Source organism: Mesorhizobium sp. L2C066B000 (assembly GCF_000502335.1).
Lineage (GTDB): Bacteria > Pseudomonadota > Alphaproteobacteria > Rhizobiales > Rhizobiaceae > Mesorhizobium.
Map to the genome: position 1 here is coordinate 627,439 of NZ_AYWZ01000001.1, position 19,313 is coordinate 646,751.

13 protein-coding genes are annotated in these 19,313 nt (G+C 56.4%); 4 read left to right on the forward strand and 9 right to left on the reverse strand.

Going from position 1 to position 19,313, the window contains the following annotated elements:
• Positions 1-10 precede the first annotated feature (10 nt).
• From X733_RS162830 to X733_RS162805, 8 genes are all read right to left on the reverse strand, one after another.
• A complete protein-coding gene (locus X733_RS162830; RefSeq protein WP_023817461.1) occupies positions 11-1,033 on the reverse strand; it encodes a glycosyltransferase family 1 protein in 1,023 nt (340 codons plus the stop codon).
• 222 nt (positions 1,034-1,255) lie between these two features.
• A complete protein-coding gene (locus X733_RS162825) occupies positions 1,256-2,671 on the reverse strand; it encodes an ATP-binding protein (RefSeq protein ID WP_023817463.1) in 1,416 nt (471 codons plus the stop codon).
• Between the two features lie 928 nt (positions 2,672-3,599).
• A complete protein-coding gene (locus tag X733_RS162820) occupies positions 3,600-4,805 on the reverse strand; it encodes a TadE/TadG family type IV pilus assembly protein (RefSeq protein ID WP_023817465.1) in 1,206 nt (401 codons plus the stop codon).
• Positions 4,806-4,868: 63 nt separating this feature from the next.
• Positions 4,869-5,750, reverse strand: coding sequence for a hypothetical protein (locus tag X733_RS0133890; RefSeq protein WP_155924134.1), 882 nt, complete (start codon positions 5,748-5,750; stop codon positions 4,869-4,871).
• 175 nt (positions 5,751-5,925) lie between these two features.
• Positions 5,926-8,064, reverse strand: coding sequence for a CapA family protein (locus tag X733_RS0133895; protein WP_031192991.1), 2,139 nt, complete (start codon positions 8,062-8,064; stop codon positions 5,926-5,928).
• A gap of 43 nt (positions 8,065-8,107) precedes the next feature.
• Positions 8,108-9,256 carry a cyanophycinase gene (locus X733_RS162815; protein WP_196813683.1) on the reverse strand — a complete coding sequence of 383 codons (1,149 nt, stop codon included), beginning with the start codon at positions 9,254-9,256 and terminating at the stop codon, positions 8,108-8,110.
• A gap of 271 nt (positions 9,257-9,527) precedes the next feature.
• Positions 9,528-10,007, reverse strand: coding sequence for a hypothetical protein (locus X733_RS1000000169355; RefSeq protein WP_155924135.1), 480 nt, complete (start codon positions 10,005-10,007; stop codon positions 9,528-9,530).
• Between the two features lie 41 nt (positions 10,008-10,048).
• Entirely contained in the window at positions 10,049-12,175 is a 2,127-nt protein-coding gene (locus X733_RS162805; protein WP_196813684.1) for an ATP-grasp domain-containing protein, read from the reverse strand.
• Positions 12,176-12,446: 271 nt separating this feature from the next.
• On the opposite strand from X733_RS162805, the gene X733_RS1000000167525 reads away from it, so the two are divergent.
• The 3 genes from X733_RS1000000167525 (at position 12,447) to X733_RS162795 (ending at position 17,070) form a co-directional block, all read left to right on the forward strand.
• Positions 12,447-14,027 (forward strand): hypothetical protein, encoded by a 1,581-nt coding sequence (locus X733_RS1000000167525; RefSeq protein ID WP_023817474.1) that lies wholly within the window; start codon positions 12,447-12,449, stop codon positions 14,025-14,027.
• A gap of 107 nt (positions 14,028-14,134) precedes the next feature.
• Positions 14,135-15,739, forward strand: a complete 1,605-nt coding sequence (locus X733_RS162800; protein WP_196813685.1) for an ATP-binding cassette domain-containing protein — start codon at positions 14,135-14,137, stop codon at positions 15,737-15,739.
• Positions 15,739-17,070 (forward strand): HlyD family type I secretion periplasmic adaptor subunit, encoded by a 1,332-nt coding sequence (locus tag X733_RS162795; protein WP_023817478.1) that lies wholly within the window; start codon positions 15,739-15,741, stop codon positions 17,068-17,070. Before X733_RS162800 ends, X733_RS162795 begins: the two co-directional genes overlap by 1 nt.
• Positions 17,071-17,389: 319 nt before the next feature.
• Here X733_RS162795 and X733_RS1000000169360 read toward each other — a convergent pair whose 3' ends face one another.
• The gene (locus X733_RS1000000169360; protein ID WP_155924136.1) at positions 17,390-17,740 is read right to left on the reverse strand and encodes a hypothetical protein; all 351 of its coding nucleotides are present in this window, start codon (positions 17,738-17,740) and stop codon (positions 17,390-17,392) included.
• Between the two features lie 919 nt (positions 17,741-18,659).
• Between X733_RS1000000169360 and X733_RS162785 the strand changes: the two genes are divergently transcribed.
• The gene (locus tag X733_RS162785) at positions 18,660-19,088 is read left to right on the forward strand and encodes a hypothetical protein (RefSeq protein ID WP_031192994.1); all 429 of its coding nucleotides are present in this window, start codon (positions 18,660-18,662) and stop codon (positions 19,086-19,088) included.
• The last annotated feature ends 225 nt before the right edge of the window (positions 19,089-19,313 follow it).

Below are 19,313 nucleotides of genomic sequence, written 5' to 3' on the forward strand. Positions count from 1 at the left end.
GAAGATTGCGTCAGGCGGCCAGCTTGCGCGTGGTGCCGAGCGCCTCTTCGACCGTGTCCATGAACATTTCGGCGCAGGCTTTCCAGCTGTAGCGCATGGCGCGTTCGCGCGCCTCGGCGCGGTCGACATTGAGCGCGGCGAGCGAGGCCTCGCGCAGATCGGTCGACACCGCGCCGCCGATGCCGTCGCCGACAATGTCGATCGGTCCGGTGACCGGATAGGCGGCCACCGGCGTGCCGCTGGCCAGCGCCTCGATGATGACGTTGCCGAACGTGTCGGTGCGGCTGGGGAAAACGAAAACATCAGCCGAGGCGTAGATCTCGGCCAGCTCATCGTTCGGGCGATGGCCGAGGAAATGCGCCTGCGGGTACTTCGCCCTGAGCCTGGCCAGTTCCGGTCCTTCGCCGACGATCACCTTGCTGCCGGGCAGGCCGAGATCGAGGAAGGCGCTCAGGTTCTTCTCGATGGCGACGCGGCCGACGCACAGGAATACCGGGCCGGGAAAGCCGAGGTCCTTCTTCTTGTCCGGGCGGAAGTGATCGGTGTCGACGCCCCGCGTCCACGGCCTGAGCTTGGTGAAGCCTCGCGACGCAAGGTCCTCCGCCAGCGACTGGGTGGCGACCAGCGTGCCTTGTCCGGAATTGTGGAAATCACGCAGCCAGCGATAGGCCCAGCTCTCCGGCACCGGCAGGCGGGCGCTGAGATATTCGGGAAAGCGGGTGTGATAGCTGGTGGTAAAGGGACGGCCAGCATTGCGGCAATAGCGCCGCGCCATGATGCCGAGCGGGCCTTCGGTGACGATATGGATATGGTCGGCCTTGCGAGCCTCGATCAGCCGCGCGACATGACCGGGCGTGGTCAGCGCCAGCCTGATGTCGGGGTAGGTCGGCAACGGCAAGGTGCGAAAGATGTTCGGGGTCAGGAAGTCGACCGCAACGTCGAAGGTTTTCAGCGTTTCGGTGAGCCGCTCCAGCGTGTGGACGACGCCGTTGACTTGCGGCCGCCAGGCGTCGGTGACCATCAGGATGCGCATGGCGGTCCTTTGCTCGGGTCGACGGTTGCCTTGATGCGATAGCGGTACGGCCCGGCTGCCCTCGCTTCGCTCCACCGCACCCGGGCAGGCACGAGGTCGAAGTAAGGCGGCTGAGCCGAATCAACTGATGTCGCGCGCTTCATGCGCGCTCTTGACCATGGTTTCATGACGGGCGGATGAAGGTGGTTTTTGGCCGAGCCCGCCTTCCAGATCATGCTTTGGTCAGGCGGGCACCTTGATCACCGCCCGCAGGCCGCCGAGCGGGCTGTCTTCCAGCATGATGTCGCCGCCATGGCTGCGGGCAATATCGCGGGCGATAGAGAGACCAAGGCCGGTGCCGCTGGCGTCGAGGTTGCGCGCCTCGTCGAGCCGCACGAATGGTTTGAACACGTCCTCGCGCTTTTCCGGCGGGATGCCCGGACCGTCATCGTCGATGGTGACGACGAGTGAGCCGCGGCCGTGATCGGCGCTGATCTCCACCGTCTTGGCATAGCGCAAGGCATTGCCGGCGACATTGGACAACAGCCGGGCGAAAGCGTGCGGGCGCACATGCACGTCCGGATCACCGGCAAGCACGGTCGATAGCTTGCGCTTGTGCAGCGACGCCTCGTCGCCGAGCTTTTGGAAATAGGCCTCGAGATCGAAATGGCCGGCATCTTCCGACGCTTCGCCGCGGGCAAAGGCGATATAGCCTTCCAGCATCGACTGCATGTCGTCGATGTCCTGGTTGAGCGCGGCCTTGGTCTCGGGCTTGCCGCCGGCCAGCGCCAGCTGCAGCTTGAAGCGGGTGAGGATGGTTCTGAGATCGTGGCTGACGCCGGTCAGCATGGCGGTGCGCTGTTCCAGCTGGCGTTCGATGCGCTCGCGCATCTGGATGAAGGCAAAGCCGGCCCGGCGAACCTCCTCGGCGCCGCGTGGGCGGAAATCGCGCGGCATCGGCCGGCCCTTGCCGAAGCTTTCGGCGGCCTCGGCCAGAGACAGGATCGGCCGGATCTGGTTGCGAAGGAAGGGGATGGCGATCGTCAGCAGCACCAGCGACGTCCCGACCATCCAGATCAGGAAGATGTGGGTGTTGGAGGCATAGGCCTGGCTGCGGCGCACGAAGACGCGCAGCACCTTGCCCTCGAGCTGGATGCGAACCTCGACGATGTTGGAATTGCCGACCGTGTCGATCCAGAACGGGCGGTTGATCTGGCGGGTGATCTCGGTGGAAAGGACGTCGTCAAGGATCGAGAAGAAGGGCTTGGGTCCAGGCGCCGGCAACGGGTCGGGCGGCAAGAGGTCGACCTTCAACTGCATGCGGTCCTGGGCGATGCGGATGATGTTCGCGTAGTCGCCATCGTGCGGATAGGTCTCGATCATGTCGATGATCGCGGCGATGTCGCGCACGGTGGCCTGCGACAGGCGCTGCGTCACGGTTGCCCAGTGGCGTTCCATGAAGTCGAAGGCGACGACCGACTGCAGAAGGATCATCGGCGCGATGACGATGATCAGCGAGCGGGCATAAAGCCGCTTGGGCATATAGAACGCAACCAGCCGCCAGAACCGCTTCCAGGCACGCGGCATTGCTTTCAGCGCCCGTGATACGCGCGCGCCAAAGCCGCCCTGTTCCGGCCGTTCCAGTTGCGTGGTCGCCATTTGTCCTTCCGCTGGGTCAATCGCCGCTGGTCGATGGCCGCACATCTATGGCCAAGGGCGGCCGTCAGCGGCATTCTATTCCACGCTGAGCCGTTCTGGAACAGCCGTTGGCGATCAAGTAGTTAGGCTGTCAAACCTCGGATTTCTTGCCATTGATAACAAAGGGTTTATTCCTGAATTGTCAAACCCGTAAGGTATGTGTTGGCCAAAGTCTGAGGCTTGTTCTGGAGATGTACAACTCATATAGGACGCTCCACCGGTCTCAAAAGGGCTGAGTCACATAGTTGAATGGTGCGGAAGGAGATGCGGACAATCATACAACGATAATCGCACGGCTGTACCCAGCTCAGAGCCAGTTCTGTATATGGCAGCTTTGCGCCTGCATGTGGTCGTTGAGCACGCCATAGCAGAATCCTAAAAGCAGACATCCGAGTGAAGGCCTCTTCGCGGGGCGACCGCTGGCGTGGCCTGGCTTCCTCGCACAATCGGGCGGCGTGGTTCGACACGGTGCCTATCACTGCATAATAGGCGCTGATCGAAACCGGTCCGCCGATAGTTGTATAGCCTCCGGCCATGCCGATTCCGAAGCCGAGCAGGTGATATCGCTTGCGCCATTGTTCCCTCAACACGCACATCGCCGTAGCCATGCGAACCGCTCTCCGTATCGTCGGCGCAGGCTAGTGGATCGTTGAAAACCACGACGATGTCGTCGCCCACGAAACGTGGTATTCGCCAAGAACCGTCATCACCTCCTCGGGTTCGCAGTCCCGGCGAAGGCTGCAAAGGCGCGTAGATCGGTGAAAACGACGGTCACCCCGCGACGGTGACTTTAGAAGCGTGGTCGCATCCCTTTAAGGACTGGGTGAGAGAGTTCGCTAACCCCGCCGGACGGCCACCTTCGAAGCCACGAAGCGGGTACCGTCTCGATTTATTGCAGCAGCGCGATTGCTGCGTCTCCGAGACCCTTTGGTGGAGTGCCGGTGTAGCCATCCAGGTTGACGCTCGAATCTCCATTGTAAGAAAATTGCCAAGCAACAATCCACCCCAGGCCGGTAGCCAATTTTTTATCATCGGTCCCTTTCATTTTAAGGCGGTGCATGGGCGAGTATATTGTCCCACTTATCGAATAATTCTTATTTGTTGCAAGCGATATGGTCGGCAACAATGGCAAGACGGTACGCGATCCGAAGATCGCGATGCCAGTATAAACGCCGCTCGTTGGAGCGGAGAGTTCCATGGCGCCGTTCCCACCTGCCTGTATGATGCTGGACTTGGCATCGACGAATATGGTGACTTCCTTGCCTGTGATTTTCGCATTGTTGCCGATGCCGACTACCGCATTATGAAAGTAGTGAACGCCTGGGGAAAGCACAACCTTTCCACCGAAGGCGATGCTCCCGCAGAACACCCGGCCGGCCGGAATGGTGACATCCGAGAGCGTCTGGTTACTGTAATCGCAACCTGTCGGCGGAACCGGTTCTGGTGTGCTGACAAGGGGGTCGGCGAGGAAGGGCTGGTTCGCCTTCGGGGAAATACTGTATCCGCCGCCTTGGTAATTGCCGACTACCGAGATTTTTGCCGCGGTGATTTTGCCGGCCCCAACGTGTCTCATTGCTTTGGGGCTGGAAGAATTTACCTGGATGCCACAGTTTGGCACCGACACCTTTCCCAAACCGGTCACGCTCAGTGATCCGGTTGAGTCTGGATCGAGAGCATAGATGCAGTATTCCGGGGGCGCCTTTCGTGCCTTTGCAGTGACGTGAAGGCTGATCGCCCGAATGCCGGCAAGGTTCATAAAGTCCGTCGGCATTGAGGCGGTGATTTCAACTGCTGCCTCCCGCGACACGGGAGTGGGCGTTGTGATGTCGACTTCAACCACCGCGCCGACCGCAAAAGAGCCGTTGCCAAGCGCAAGGTTCTTGGCGGCCAGAACGGCCTCCTCGTCTCCACCTTCACTCTCCATGGCTGCCAGGGCCGCCGAATCCGCTAGTTCTTGCAGCCTGGATTTCCAGGTGACGGCACTGGTAAGGTCGACGCTCACGCCCAAGACCAAACAAAGCGGTAGCGCCACCAAGGCCGCTGCCACAGCAAAGTTTCCGCCCCTGTCGAGCAGCAGATCCTTCAGCTTTCGCATTGAGATGCACTCCCTCTGGTGGAGAAACTTTAGACTACGCAAGCGGCGGAGAACGCCAGGTCTTCACTTGAGGCCGAAGGCTTCCTCAGCTTGATCCGACTGCAAAAGGTCTTTGGCAGAATGACCAACACCTGGCAAAATCACCAAGCGCCAATTTATTGGCCACCCGTTAGCGATCGCAACAGACTGACCTAGATCAAATGCAAACTGCCCTCGCTCCAAACGCGTCGCTCCTTGTCGTGTGGCAGCTGAACTGTCCGCCAGATTTTCATCCCCAACATCGTCTTCTCCAAGATAGATGGTGAGCGGAAGAGCAAGGTACGCCTTCAGCTGCTGGGAGGCTTGATCAGCACTGTAGATGCAGCCCGAGGAAAGGCACCCAAGCCCATATGGCGCTGCCTCAGCCAAAGATGGCAATACATAGGTAGATGGATTCGCGACAACTAATCTCTTGCCAGCTGGAAGGCCGAATGCCGCGTCGCGTGACATAAATTGTCCCCCAGCCGAATGGCCAAAAAGATAGTACGGCGCAGCAGGCAAGCTCTCTCGCGCTCTTGCCCAACTGACGAGGCCATTCACGTACCAGACCGTCCATTGAGCACGCGGCTGGATTACGCCGTTGTTGACGATGCCGGCTCGCTGATACTTCCAGTTCGGAAACCTATCCAAGTCGAAAAGCGGCGCATAAACGATCAGACAACGCCGATCGGCGAGCGGCTGTGCGTAGTCCCTATAAGAATCGGCCGTTCGACTCAAACCGTGAAATACAAACAGAAATGACGGGTTCGCACAGCTCTTTGGATGATAGCTGTATACCTTTAGCTTTGTTCCATTAATAACCGCCGTTTCTGTGCTCTTGCCGCTCTTCCAGGCAAACACCGGCCCTGAATAAATCAGGCCAAAGCTCAGAACCACGGCGGCTAGGAGTTGAACAAAAAAACGCACACGCCACTCCACAACAATTAGCACTCGCTGATATACCCGGTTCGGTCCTCAAAGCCAACCGCGAACTGTCGATGGGGTAAAGATTTGGTTCTTGAGGGCTCTGCTAATACTTCCACGCCCATCAGGGGAAATCGAACGCGGCTGACGAACTCACGACGGAGAACTTGGCGGGACGTCACGGCCTAGTTTGACTGAGTGGAAAATCAAGATGAAATCCAATCTCGTCAGACCCGACGTCCCCCAGCCGACCTTCCAGGCCTAGGGCGACCACCGCGTTTTCAACGGATGCCTTTTCGATAAGGCAAGTCTGGAACCCGGTCTGCAAATTGTCAGTCAGCATCGGATACAAGCGAAGCGAGTCGCTCCCATCGCTCGCGAGCCTGAGTACGGCGGATAAGCCACATGGGAAGGCGCCATAGCGTGAAAAGCCGCCCGGCGAATTGAAGACGAAATTTCCCAAGCCATACACGACAACGCGTCCTAAAACATATTCGACCTTTTGAGCAATATGGGCGCCGTGCCCTATGATAAGGTCCACGCCTGCCTCAATGAGTTGTTCCGCCAGTCGTGTCTGTCTTTTCGTCGGTCCTAAATAGTCGCTGCCCCAATGAGCAAAAAAAACAAACATTGGGTCCTGGTAACTGCCCCGCAGATCAGAAATCTGATCTCTAATACGGATAGGGTCAATCGGATTGACGCCAGGTGCACTTCCAGTAGCATACCATCTGTATATCTCAGAGTACTTGTGTCTTATCTCGAAACCGCCAAAGACGATAATATCTGTTTTTCTACTGCCGATTTCAAGTGTGATTATCAGGGGGCGCTCAGCATCCCGGAGATTAATGCCTCCTCCAAAGCCTTGGATACCAGCTAAATCAAGTGCGCGAATCGTATCCTTTAATCCCTGCCGACCGCAGTCCATCATATGATTGTTCGAGAGTGACACCCCAGTGAACCGAGCGTCGATTAGAGCTTGCGAGGTCTGCTTAGGGTCACACCACGCAAGAAAGTTCTTTTGCCCCCTGAGTTTGTGTGTTCTGTCGTGCGAGAGAGGTACTTCCAAGTTGCCAATCACTTTGCTCGCCTTTTCTATGAGCCCAGCCAAGTTCTTCAAACAGTAGCCGTAACCATATTTGGCCAGTAGATCACGCAATCCAACCACACGTGGGTGATCAAAATAGCTTTCACCGAAACATATATCGCCAACAAATAGAATATCCGCCGTAACCTTTTCCTGAGGTTTATCAGGTTCACCTTCAATACGAATCTCGCATTGGGAAAAGCCAAAGCCCATTCTTCGCGCACAGCTTTCGGCGATATATCTGCACACGTTGATAGGCGTTCCATAAACCGGAAAAAGATGCGATCCTATCCCCGGTCGAGTATTAGCCTCAATAATCGCGTATCCACTTTGGTCTGCGGGCGCCGAATGGTCTATCGCGATGATGTCCACGCCCACGACGTCCAGACCTGGAATCACTACTGCTACCCGTTCAGCCACCGCTTTCATGGTGAGATGTACTTGTTCGGTAATGTCCTGAGAATCGGCTCCAGTGGAAATGCCCGCCTTTAGATCCATAATAACTCTTTGCCCGTCAGGCGGAACGGAATCGAGGTTGAAACCCTGAGCTCGTATTATGTTCTCTCGATGCGCATCGACAAGGATCGGCCGATGGCCAAGATTTGGATTGCGGCGCCGAAGTGCATTCTGGTTGTCGACGAGCTGTCTGACGGTTTTTTTCCCGTCACCGTACACGACAGGCGGAACGCGTCTACAGACGGCAACGCACCGGCCGTCCACTACCAGATAGCGGGCCTCCGTTCCGGGGATTCTTTTTTCTATCAGCACGCCGCGTCTTGTCTGTGCAGTTGCTGCAACCCACGCAGTCTCGAACTGTTCGGGTTTTACTCCGACCGAAACGCCCTTTCCTTTCTGACCATCCACGGGCTTGATTACGGCTTCGCCGAGCTTCTTTAGGCGTTGGAACGCTCGATCCTTGTCCCTATTGCGAAATCTATATCCCTCAGCCACGGTTAGTCCTGCTTGAATGAAGATCTCGCGGGCATAATCCTTTCGGGTCAACAATCGACTGGCGACGCGCGAGGTGAAACTTGTTTCTGTCTCGATCGCGAAACATGTCTTGCCCAGTCGAGAGGCGAACATGTATGGCGGCTTCACGCGAGCATCGAAACCTAGTTGGACGAACTCGCGCCGAAGATACTCGACCGTCGAGAATTTACCTATATTAGGATACTCGTTTCGGTCTCCTCTGGGAATGTCGACCGCATCCAGCTGAAGTGACGGTATGTCCATATCAGTTCTTTCCCCAGCGATTATTTATAATTCCGCTTCTGATTCAGAGAGCGCCTCGATAAACATCAAGCCGAATGTCATGGAAGAGATGCCGATCGCCATCCGAGTACCAGAGCGTTTTTTGGGGATCTCGATAAAATCTGAACACGAACGATTGCCGACCGTATTGGTCTTGATCCGAATCTTTGGATTGAGCTGTAGCCAGGCTCTCGACGTTCCCTTCGAACGTAACCGCATTCAAGCAGTTCAACACAGTGCCTGGAGCAAAGATGTCGCCGCAGTGCTTGATTGTCTTCGAAATTTCCTTGTCAGGCCCAGATAGAGTCTTTCCCGGAGCAGGCGAGATCGTCTTGCGGTTCATTAAGTAGGTATCGCCCTCGGAAATAAACGAAAGTGACGCGCCCCTGTAGCAGAAGCCGGGTCCACTCTGGTCTTGAAATCCAGTTGATAGGTTCAATATGACGGCACCTGTCTCGCCGCTCACTGTCATCTCGTCCTTGTGCACAACGACCGCAGTATTCTCGTCAACCCCCACCCCGCTTTGACAATCCAACTCGGCCATAGTCGCTATCAGCCGTGCGAGGCGGCCTCGTTGAAGAAAGTGTTGATCGACTATCCAGCTGGGATCCAGGAATCCGAGGCCGGCGTCCACATCAGTTCCGAGACGAACTCCGCCTAGGAGAATCTCGATGGGTGGTGCCGGAAGCTTAAACATGTAATGACCCATGATTGCCGCACCGGCGCTTGACCCCGCTATAACCCCGCCGGTTGACCAGCAGTCGTATATCGCCTGAAGCGTAGGGGAGGGGCGGCCTTCGGTAGTGAGCAACTCGCCTGTTATCCGAGCTTGCCTGCCGCCAGTGAAGTAGACGCATCCCGCATTTCGGATCCGGTCAGCGATGTAGATGCCTTGGGACTGCTCCGTTCCTCCGCCAATCGTTGATGACAACGGCACAACAAATGCGGAGAGGCCGAATTTCGCTAAATGCGACGCTATCTTCTCGCCCGATTTAAGAGGATTGGCTGAAGCAATTGGGATTACCGCTACCTCGGGTCTACTGCGCTCGACCAATGAGACCAATTTGCGCCAGAGCGCCCTGTTCCTAAGCCGAAAGTTTCCGCCGACGATAAACAATGGGCCGCGACGATCCAAGTGTAGGCCATTGGCATAACGAACATGTTTGCTGGTCATAAGCATTTTGCCTAGTAGGATCATTATCTCGCGGCGGGAGGGCGGCATGTCGAGGGGCTCGGGTAATCGCTTCGGATCATTCAGATGCGCATTCGGAAATTCGATTGGCCGATTTCTACGTGCGGCTAGCTTCACGCTATGCAGGCAACAACCACCGGGCGCTCCAATCTTTACGCTTCCCACCGACCGCTAACGCACACCGTTGGTAGAATTGCTGCCTTTCAAGTAAGCTTTTATGGGTCAGGGCGCTATCAATTGACTAGCCCAGTCATCAGCCGCTTTTAGTCGCCTTTCCGTTTGCACCGCTAGCAGTTCCCGCCTTCAGTTCACTTGCGTCGACCGATGCGGGGTCAACGTCACCAGGCCCGCTGAGTTCCTGCCTAGCGCGTTCCAACACTTCCGATAGTAATCCTTCACCGATCAGCTTGAGTTCTTCCGCTACCACGGCCGACTTTGTCAGAGCCCACTTGTCGAGGGAGTCAGCGCGGATGAAGCCGTAACCGGTCGACGTACGGACCATCAGCCACCCTAGCTTCATCAATTCCTTGGTGAATCCTCTCACAAATGCCGCGCCGCCGACACGGCGTCCGGTTAGGCGCCTAAATGTGTTGTGTGACATTCCTACACGGGTTCGCAGCTGTCCCGATTTGTTCGTGGTGCGTTTCAAGGTCAAGGCAACGAGTGTCGCTGCATCACTTAGCGAAACATTCGGTGCGGCAGTCGGCGAAACAGTATCCATATCCATATCCATATCCTTACTCCCCTTTACTTCGGTAACCGAAAAACTCCTCACTACTGTCGAATTTCGATCGTCTCAGGCTGATTCGAAGGAATTGAGGCCACGTCATCGAACCAACCATTCTTTTTTGCCAGATACGAAATTGCCATTGCATGCATGGCAGCCTTGACCTGCGGCGGTCGCGACGCAAACGTGGCAGGTTCCGCAACCAGCTCGCCAGATCCGGATGCAAGCGTCATCTTGGCTCCGGACCCATCGGTGCTCCACCGCATCGATAGAGCCAATCCACCGCGTTGTAGATGTCGCCGCAAATCAGCGCCAAGCTCAGTCTCCGCACTTGTCAGAATCAATCTTTCAACAGGCAACGCCGACAACGCCTGGCGGGATACTAAATCCTCATTGTCGACGATAAAATAGCCACGGTTACCGGCATTCAAAACTGCTTTGGCCAGGTTTATGAGAATCTCGCAATTCTCGGCGTCGGTCGCCGTCACCGACACAGCGTGGCAAGCGCCCAGGCCAAGACCGTTCTCCGAGATTCTTGCTGGAGAAGCGGCATAAACCAGCGCTTCCAATAAAGGATCCCTTGCCAGCATTTGCGGTGTTGCCCGCTGGCTGAATTCTTGCGGCGCGGTGTTGATATAGGCGCCTTTCTTCGACAGGAGGCCGATGCACCGCCCCTCTGCCATGAACCGGTGCTCGATTGCTTTCGCCACCATGCTGGTATGCCGGTCACCAAGGACGAGCACCGTGGCAACTTCCGATGAAGCCGGATCGTCGTACATATTGGCCAGGATTATCTCGCTCACATCCCTTGCCGTGCCGGCCCGCGGCCAAAGATGAAACTCGATGCCTGGTCGAGCGTTCACCTCGATGACAGTGCACCCGACGTCTTTGTGAGATTGCGCGATGTCGGGCATGATCAGATCCAATCCGGCAATACTGAGCCCGATGACCCTCGCGATGCGTTCGCATAGCTTATGATTGTCCGGATGGACGGAGTTTGTAACGTCGATCGGCACGCCTCCGCGTGCGAGGTGACCGTTTGGTCGCAGAACCACCTGCTGCCCGGCAATGGGGACAGTCTCCATCGTAAGATGGTGCAATGACAGGTGTCTAAGCAGGTCGTCGTCGATTTCCAGACGCGACAGACGCCTGCCGTCCCTGTCTGGTTCCCGATTCAAATCATCGATCAAGTGGCGCAGCGTTTTTTCGCCGTCGCCAGTAACCTGGGGCGGGCAACAAAGGACTGCCGCCACGACACGAAAATCAACAATCGTCGCTCGATACTCCGGGCCGGCGATGAACTCTTCCACCAGCACGCCATACCGGTCAGACTGAGCCACCTGGCACGCTATGTCGAACGCGGCTTCAACAGCGCGGCGTCCCCGCAGCTTGACTGAAACTCCGCGCCCCTGATTGCCTTGGGCAGGTTTCACCACCACTGATTTGCCCAGCTGCTTGGCGGCAGCGACCGCCTCGGATTTGCTGCGAACCGTAAGCTGGCGCGGTACGGGCAAGCCGGCCTGCGACAAAAGCCTGTTGCCCAGCCTCTTGTCCAGGGCCACTTTCGCCGACGCAAACGATGTCGAGCCGGATATCGTGGAGAAGAGCTGCTTCTGGTGTTTGCCCTGGCCGAGACGAAGGTGGTTGCGCGCGACAAACTCGAACGGGATGCGGTTCCTCTTGGCGGCGGCGACCAGCACTGCGGTCGAATTTGAAAGACGCCGTTTCTTTGCTCTTTCCAGGTTCAATTCCCGGGCAAGGGAGTACTTCGCTGCCGCGTCCCCGTCTCGCGCCGCCTCGCTGACCGCCTCCACGACAGCCGCAGCCGCAGCGCGCGACATCTGCGGGTCATCCGACTCCCAGACGATCACTGAATTGCTCTCGGTCGGATCGCTCAACAACGTTGCCACGGTTGGAAACGAATAGAAATTCATCGCGCGGCGAAGCTCGAGGTCCGCGGCCAGGATCGCATCGGCTAGATACGACGGTACCAAAGCATCCTGCTCGCACTCCGGAAACAGACCGGAAAGTACCGAGCGGGCCTCGTCAGAAAAACCGGACACACGGGCAGTAGCCAATAGCCCTAAATTCAGCGTTAATCTAACAACTGTATTCGTATTATACACGTTGAGGCCGGATAGCGTCTTGAACCCGGTGATCTCAAGCGACTCCAATTCCCCAACTGGGCATACCATAGCCATACATTTTGCCCCCCGAATTAACCTTCCGTCTGCTTTACGAAAGGTTCCTGCCTCTACGGCTTGCGCGCCACCCTGCGTTATATTATGGTTAGCTAATGGTTAAGGCAACAAAAAAATAAATAAAGGTGGGAGTGAGAGGAAAATAAAACTTAAATAAAATCTTAGATAAAAAGACTCGGACTGCGTATTTGAAAGTAGAGTTGGGGTGGGTATCATGTCGATTTGTAGAATTCAGCGCGGGCGCATGAAGAAAGCCAAGCGTTCGTTCGCGACTCGCCGGGTCGCGGCCTCGCATATGCGCACGTTGATCACAGGATCCTTGCAACCGGTCGCAGGCGATCTTGTTTTGGCTCGTGTCGACAAACTCGGTAATCACAGCAGGTTGGAGCTGATCAACGGGAGAAAGGCGATCATGTTTCCCGGCGATGAGATAATCATTTGCTATGGAAACAGATACGCACCGGACCAGTTCGAAGCCGTTATAGGCCCTGATCTCGGACCATGTGACCTGGTGGCGGGGGGGGGCATCGCTGCGTGTGAGCTTTCCAGACATGATCGCATGATCGCGCCAACGAAGATCACCCCTCTCGGACTGATCGGGGACAAGTTCGGTCGCCGATTGAATGTTTGGGATTACAAGGTCAGGTCCGACGACCTTCGCCCCTCTCTGCCGATTGTCCTGTCGCTCGGAACATCGATGAACGCGGGAAAGACATTGACGGCGACGTCGTTGGTAAGAGGTTTCAAAAGAGCAGGGCTGAAGGTTGCCGCCCTGAAGATTACCGGGACCGGGTCCGGCGGCGACACCTGGATTGTGCGCGATGCGGGCGCTGACATCGTTCTTGATTTCACCGACGCCGGGTTTGCAACCACCTATCTTGCCTCAGTGGAAATGATCGAAAAAGGCGCTTTCCGCCTGCTGAACCATGCAGCCGAGAACGGATGCGACGTTGCCGTCATAGAGATTGCCGACGGGCTGCAGCAGAAGGAAACGTCCGAGTTAATTCTGGCGGAATCGTTTCGCAGCATGGCTCTCGGCACGATATTCGCTTCCTACGACGCGATGGGAGCAAAGTATGGAGTGGATACTTTGCGCGCCGCCGGCCACAAGGTGCTGGCCATCAGCGGCAGACTTGGCCGATCGCCGCTTGGCGTGAGGGAGGCTGAGGAAGCTACCGGGCTGCATTGCTATTCCCCGTGGGACCTCCAGGATGGCGCGCTCGGTCCTGTGTTTAGGGCTCGCGCTGCGGAAAAACTGGCCAATGGACAGAGCAACAACCCGTACCTGCGGCGCATTGCGGCATCGTCGGAGGCAGCCATGCCGGTCGGCGTGGATCGAACCCATTCTCATCAACTCCGGATTGATTTCTTGGCAAAGGTCGCGCGCGAGTTGATTTTGGCCGAGTTTGGAGAAGTAAATGCCAATGGCAGCCTGGCGATGTGGCCCAGTCCATTCGGAAGCATTTTGGTCACTCTGCCTGAGCGATCTCCCCAGGGTACTGTCCCCACACTCATGTCGGTGCAGGCGCCCGTGGAACTGATAGAGGCAGCAGTCTTGGCGAAAAGCCGCGGTGTCCTCAAGTCGTCGCTCGGCGGCATCGTACAGGCCCTCGGGTACCCTCCGCTGCCGACGGCCCGGATGTCCAACCTGCTGAACGAAACTTGGTCGATGTTGGAGGCGGCCGATCACCATGATCGGCCTCTGCAAAACGCACTTGAGGCGCCGCCGTTGGATGCTCATGACGACATTGATGCAGTGATCATGAATTTCTCTGGACTCTTCAACGAGCATGCCGATCGGCACGCGCCCCTTGGGCGCGCGTGAAAGACGGTGTCCCCATGAGAACACAAGGCAAGCGTCGCTATAGCGCCCCCCTTCGCGAAATGTGGCGCAGGTCGATACCCGGCCTTGCGGCTCTGGTGGTATTCAGCGTGTTTATCAATGCCTTGCGCTTTGCCGGGCCGCTTTTTCTTATACAAATATTCGACCGGGTCATTTCCAGCCGCAGCGTGGAAACCCTCATTATTCTGACCTTGGCTGCCTTGCTCGCTCTGGTAACTGGCGCGGCGCTGGAAACCGTCCGGCGCCGCATGCTTTCCCGATGGAGCGTCTGGATCGAGCACGAGCTAACGAGCCAATCGGTGAGAGCCGGGTTGACGGCAGGCGTTGCCAATCCGCCGCTTCTGGCCAGCATCGAGAAAGTCTCTAGCTTTGTAGAGAGAGGGCTAGCTTCTTGGCTTGATGTGGTTTGGGCTCCCGTTTTCCTTTTATGTACATACCTTATTCATCCGGTTCTCGGGCTGGTCGCTTTTACAGGAGTAGTTTTGCTGGTTTGTATGAGCCTGCTCAAGGAAAAGCTCACCCAAGAACCCCGCCAAGCGCACAGTGAAGCTGCCAGGCAGGCGAAAGAAGTGTTGGTTTCAGCGGAAAGGCACAAGGACATTGTCGGTGCTTTTGCAATGGCGGACGCGATTGCAGGCCGTTGGACTAGGAATAGGCTGGACGGCTTTTTGCAAAGGGAACGGCTAAGCGCCAGGGGAACGTTACTTGGCTTGGCGATCCGTGCGCTGCGGCGAGGCCTCAATATCATTCTGCTGGCGACTGGCATATGGCTGTTCTTGAACGACCTGGCTTCCTTAGGCGGCGTGTTTGCAGCTCGGCTTATTGCTGGCTTCGGTTATAGGATGGTGGCAGGTGCGGTTCGTGAGATCCGAGGCCTTCATGAAGCGCGCGCAGGTTACTTTAAGATCAAAGCGGAACTTACCAAGCCGTTGGACTTGGAGCCTTCGCTGCTTCCTGGAACACCGCAAGGTACTTTAAATTTGGATCAAGTCACTTTCAAGCATGCCGGATCTGGAACATACGTATTCAGAAGACTGACTTTTGCGCTGGCTCCTGGCGAATTGCTGGTGATCATGGGGCGTGCAGCCTCCGGGAAGACAACACTCAGTCGTCTTCTCATTGGCCTTCTCAAGCCACGCACTGGTCAGATCCGTTTGGGAGACATGAACATAACCCGTCTTCCGGATCACATTCGAGCGGAAGTCATCGGCTATCTACCCCAGCAGGTTGAACTGTTTGAAGGAACCGTGGGCGAGAACATTGCACGCTTTCAAGAAACCTCTGTTGATGACGTAGTCTCAGCTGCGAAAATTGCTGGAATTCACGAAGTTATCGTTCGTTTGGCCCAAGGGTATGACACTCTGCTGAATGACTCGGTCGGGCTGTCCGGAAGCGAGCGGAAGCGAGTAGCACTTGCCAGAGCACTGTTCCGGTCGCCGAGGCTCATTGTGCTGGACGAGCCGTTCGCTAATTTAGATAGCTCTTCTAGAAAAGCGCTTGAGTCCGCCGTGGGGTACATGAAGAGTTCAGGGTGCTCGGTAGTTGTGACAATGTCCAGCCGGTCGACCCGGCTTGCTGGATTGGTTGACAGGTCACTGATCCTCGGTGGCCGAACACCTGAGCTCGCCGATCACACCGAACGTTCAGTTCGTCCCATACGCCCCGGGAAAACTGAATTGCGGAGTGTCAAGTGATGGTCTCGCTTGCCCTTGGTACCAAACAGCCCGCCACTCACCAAGCCGAAGACCCGCCGCCGTTTGGTAAGCGTTTTGTCATCATCGGTTTCGCGATAATCGCCGCCTTCTCGACCCTGACCGGCATGTGGCTTGTCGGAGCTCCCATCCAGGGCGCTGTTGTGGCCACAGGGGTGGTGAATGTAGCGTCAAACGTAAAGACAGTTCAGCACCTCGAAGGCGGCATCATATCGGAGATTTTCATTCAAGAGGGAGATCGCGTAGCGCCGGGCCAGGTCCTGATACGGTTGCAGAGCACTGCTTCGACCGCCGCTGCAAATGAGATCAAGGCACAGTGGTATGATGCCAAGGCTACAGAGGCGCGCTTGGTCGCAGAAAGAGACGGAAAGGATTCGATAGATATTCCGCCAGAATTGAAGGGGTCGGGCAAATTGGCAGCAGATGCTGTTTCCGGGCAGGAAAGCGTCTTTCGGACACGTCAAAACCTCTTCAGAGAACAACTCTCTCTGCTGCAGCAAGCGACCGGAAGCATGGCGAAGGAAATAGAGGGGTTTGAAGGGCAAGTAGTAGCAGCCACTCGGAAACTCGAGCTTATCGAGGAGCAATTAGGTGATGTCCGCGCCCTGTATGAAAAGAAGTTGGTGGTCAGGACACGCCTTATAGACTTAGAGAGGGAAAAGGCAGACGTGGGAGGCGCCCTAAGCGGGTATATAGCGTCGATCGGCGCGACGAAACAAAAGATGGAGGAGACGAAATTCAAGATTGCCGAACTACGTGCCTCTACGACGGCTGACATTGTCGAGGGACTAGGAGAAACTCGTGCCAAAATATACGAATACAAGCAAAAAATGGCTGCCGCTGATGACGTGGCAACGCGTACCGCGATACGCGCCCCTATCGGAGGTACCATAGTGGGAGTTAAGGTCCACACAATTGGGGGGGTCATTGCGGCGGGAGAGCCGCTAATGGACATCGTCCCCCAGGAGGATAACTTCGTGGTTGTGGCAAACGTTGACCCTCTTGACGTCGATCAGGTGAAAGTGGGGCTGCACGCGACGGTTTGGCTTAGCTCTGTGAGCAAACGTTACCAGCAACCAATGAGCGGTGACGTTCGCACCCTTTCAGCGGATCGGCTGATAGACCCTCGGACCGGTCAGGCTTTTTATTCGGTTCGAATTGTTCTGAGACCGGAGTCTTTGAAGGCATCGCCTGTAGCATTGCAAGCTGGAATGAGCACACAGGTCATGATCGAAACTGGAGCGAGGTCGGCATGGGAGTATCTCAGCGCTCCGGTATACACTGCCATGGGTCGGGCTCTTCGCGAACAATAGGGATTGGCCATCGGGCAGGCACCTTTGGGATGGGATTGTGAGCGGTGCGCAAGGTCAGCGCTTCCACATCTCAAAAGATAGCGTGCACCTGCTGGGGTGAGAGAAGAGCCCCGTCTTGCCACGCTCATAGACGAACGGCGTGGGGCGGTACCGGTACGGCGCTGCGATCCCGAAGCAGCTGATCGTTGAGCTTTCGATAGGCCGGTGATCGACGATCAACATCTGTGCGGGTTCCGACATAGGCGTGATCAAAGTGATAAGGGGAGCCTTCACGGGTTCTAGCTCCCGTGCAGTCCGAACTAGGGAAGCGCCCAGTTAATTAAGGCATCCAACTGACGGTGCGCCCGCCTAAAGCTTTTCCCCTCGCTGCCGCTGGGTTCGCCGGAGCTGAGAAATAGAAAGCGGCAGAGGCCGCACCAAGAAGGTCTGCTTCTTCAGTGTGGCCACATTGAAACAGAATTAGCAGGATCGTGGCGAGATCCCGTGCTTCCTCGCTGTCGCGTTCGAAATGTCGCTCGACACAAAACCGGTCGAAAACGCGCTGGCATATCTGCTGATCAGACTGCCAGAAGGCAGCGAGTTCACCTTTTAACATCGCCCCGCTTTCGAGCCACAGCCGTAAGACATTGCTTCCAATCGCAATTAAACTATTACATTCGTCGGAAGTCAACCCAGCCTTCGTCAGCGTTTTCAGACCTTTATGCCTCAGTCCCTCAAACTGCTGCGCGTGGCCTAGGGAAAGTCAACTCAATATCCATTTGCCCGCGAGGATTTGGTTTTTTCCGCAGACTGATCGGGCGGATCGCCGGCCTGGAAATGCGTTTGCTCACCGCAAGCGGACGGTCTGCTTTCGGCCCCAACGCAGACGGCTGGACGCGCAATCGGCTGTGCGCCTCGCCCAGTAACTACGGGCGGAGCGGCTCATCCTGAAGCGACGCCTTATTAATGCAGGTTGCCCGCGAATATGTCCTGAAGGGAGTAGATTATTTCCGCACAGGCAAGCATGCGGAGAAGCACGTACGAGGCTTTCATGGTCGGGTACGTGTTCGGCGGCACGCCGCGAGCCGTGGTCGACGGGCGGCTTACGGCGGCTTGCGGACCGGCATGTAGTTCCGGAGGCCGGCATCCAGGCCAGGTTAGCCCACCACGCTATGCTTGGTCTAACCGCTGATCCAGATCAGCAAGCAGCGCACCGCACACAACCGAAAATGGCTCTGGTTCCAACGTCTGCTCGTGGGACACCGCGGCCGAGAGACGTCCGCATCAAGCGGCTCATTTGGTCTTTCAACCTATCGCAGCTGTGATCCGTCTGCACTCAAGCGGGCATGAAGATGGTCAAAATCCGCGAGGATCCAGAATCGCTCTAGTCAGCATCGAAACAGTTCGTGTTTCGATACACAATAACGACCTTCGACGGCTGAAGCCAGTCTATCCGGAAGACAGTATGGGTGGAGCGTCTCGATAGGTATATGGCGTATAAATATGGCTATATCTCCGTTATGCGTTTACACTTCTAAGCATAAACCCTTTCTATTCTTGCTATAGATAAGATGTGAATGCACAGACAGTCTAATAGCGAGATAAAAATAATGAAAGCTTCCGGTCAACCAAACGCAGATACAGGAATTGCGAAGTTCATAGATCGTCGCATCGACCAGCTAAAGGGTCGAAAAAGCCAAAGAGACATCGCCGTCGAAGCAGGGTTTACCAACGTCAACTTTGTATCGATGTTAAAGTCGGGCGCAGCAAAAGTCCCGTTCGACCGCGTTCCTGGACTCGCGAAAGCGCTGGAGTGCGACCCCGCGAGACTTTTCCTTCTGGCGCTCGAGCAGTACTATGAGAGCAGCGCATTGGTGGCGATAAGGCAAATCTTTGGTACGATCGTGACCGAGAACGAGGTGTCTTGGATTGAGGCGCTACGCAAGGCGTCCGACAACGCCGACCCAGCTCTAACCGCGAAGCGTGCAAAGATCCTGCGAGCGATTTTTGGGAAGATTGGACCGTATCCAGGTCTGTGAAGGCGGTAGTGCAATCATCAAGGTAAGTGACACAGCCTTGCCTGCGGACGGTCGCTCCCAGCTTGTAGCAGGGGCACTTCCGTGCACTTCGCATGTGAAACTAACGAGAGCCGTGGTGCCAATATCCACTGGTGCCACGGGTCTTATCGTGCGACCAGTGCGGGGTCAGGAACCGATCGACTTTGGTCACCAGACTGAATGAACCCCATAGAAAAAATCATGGGT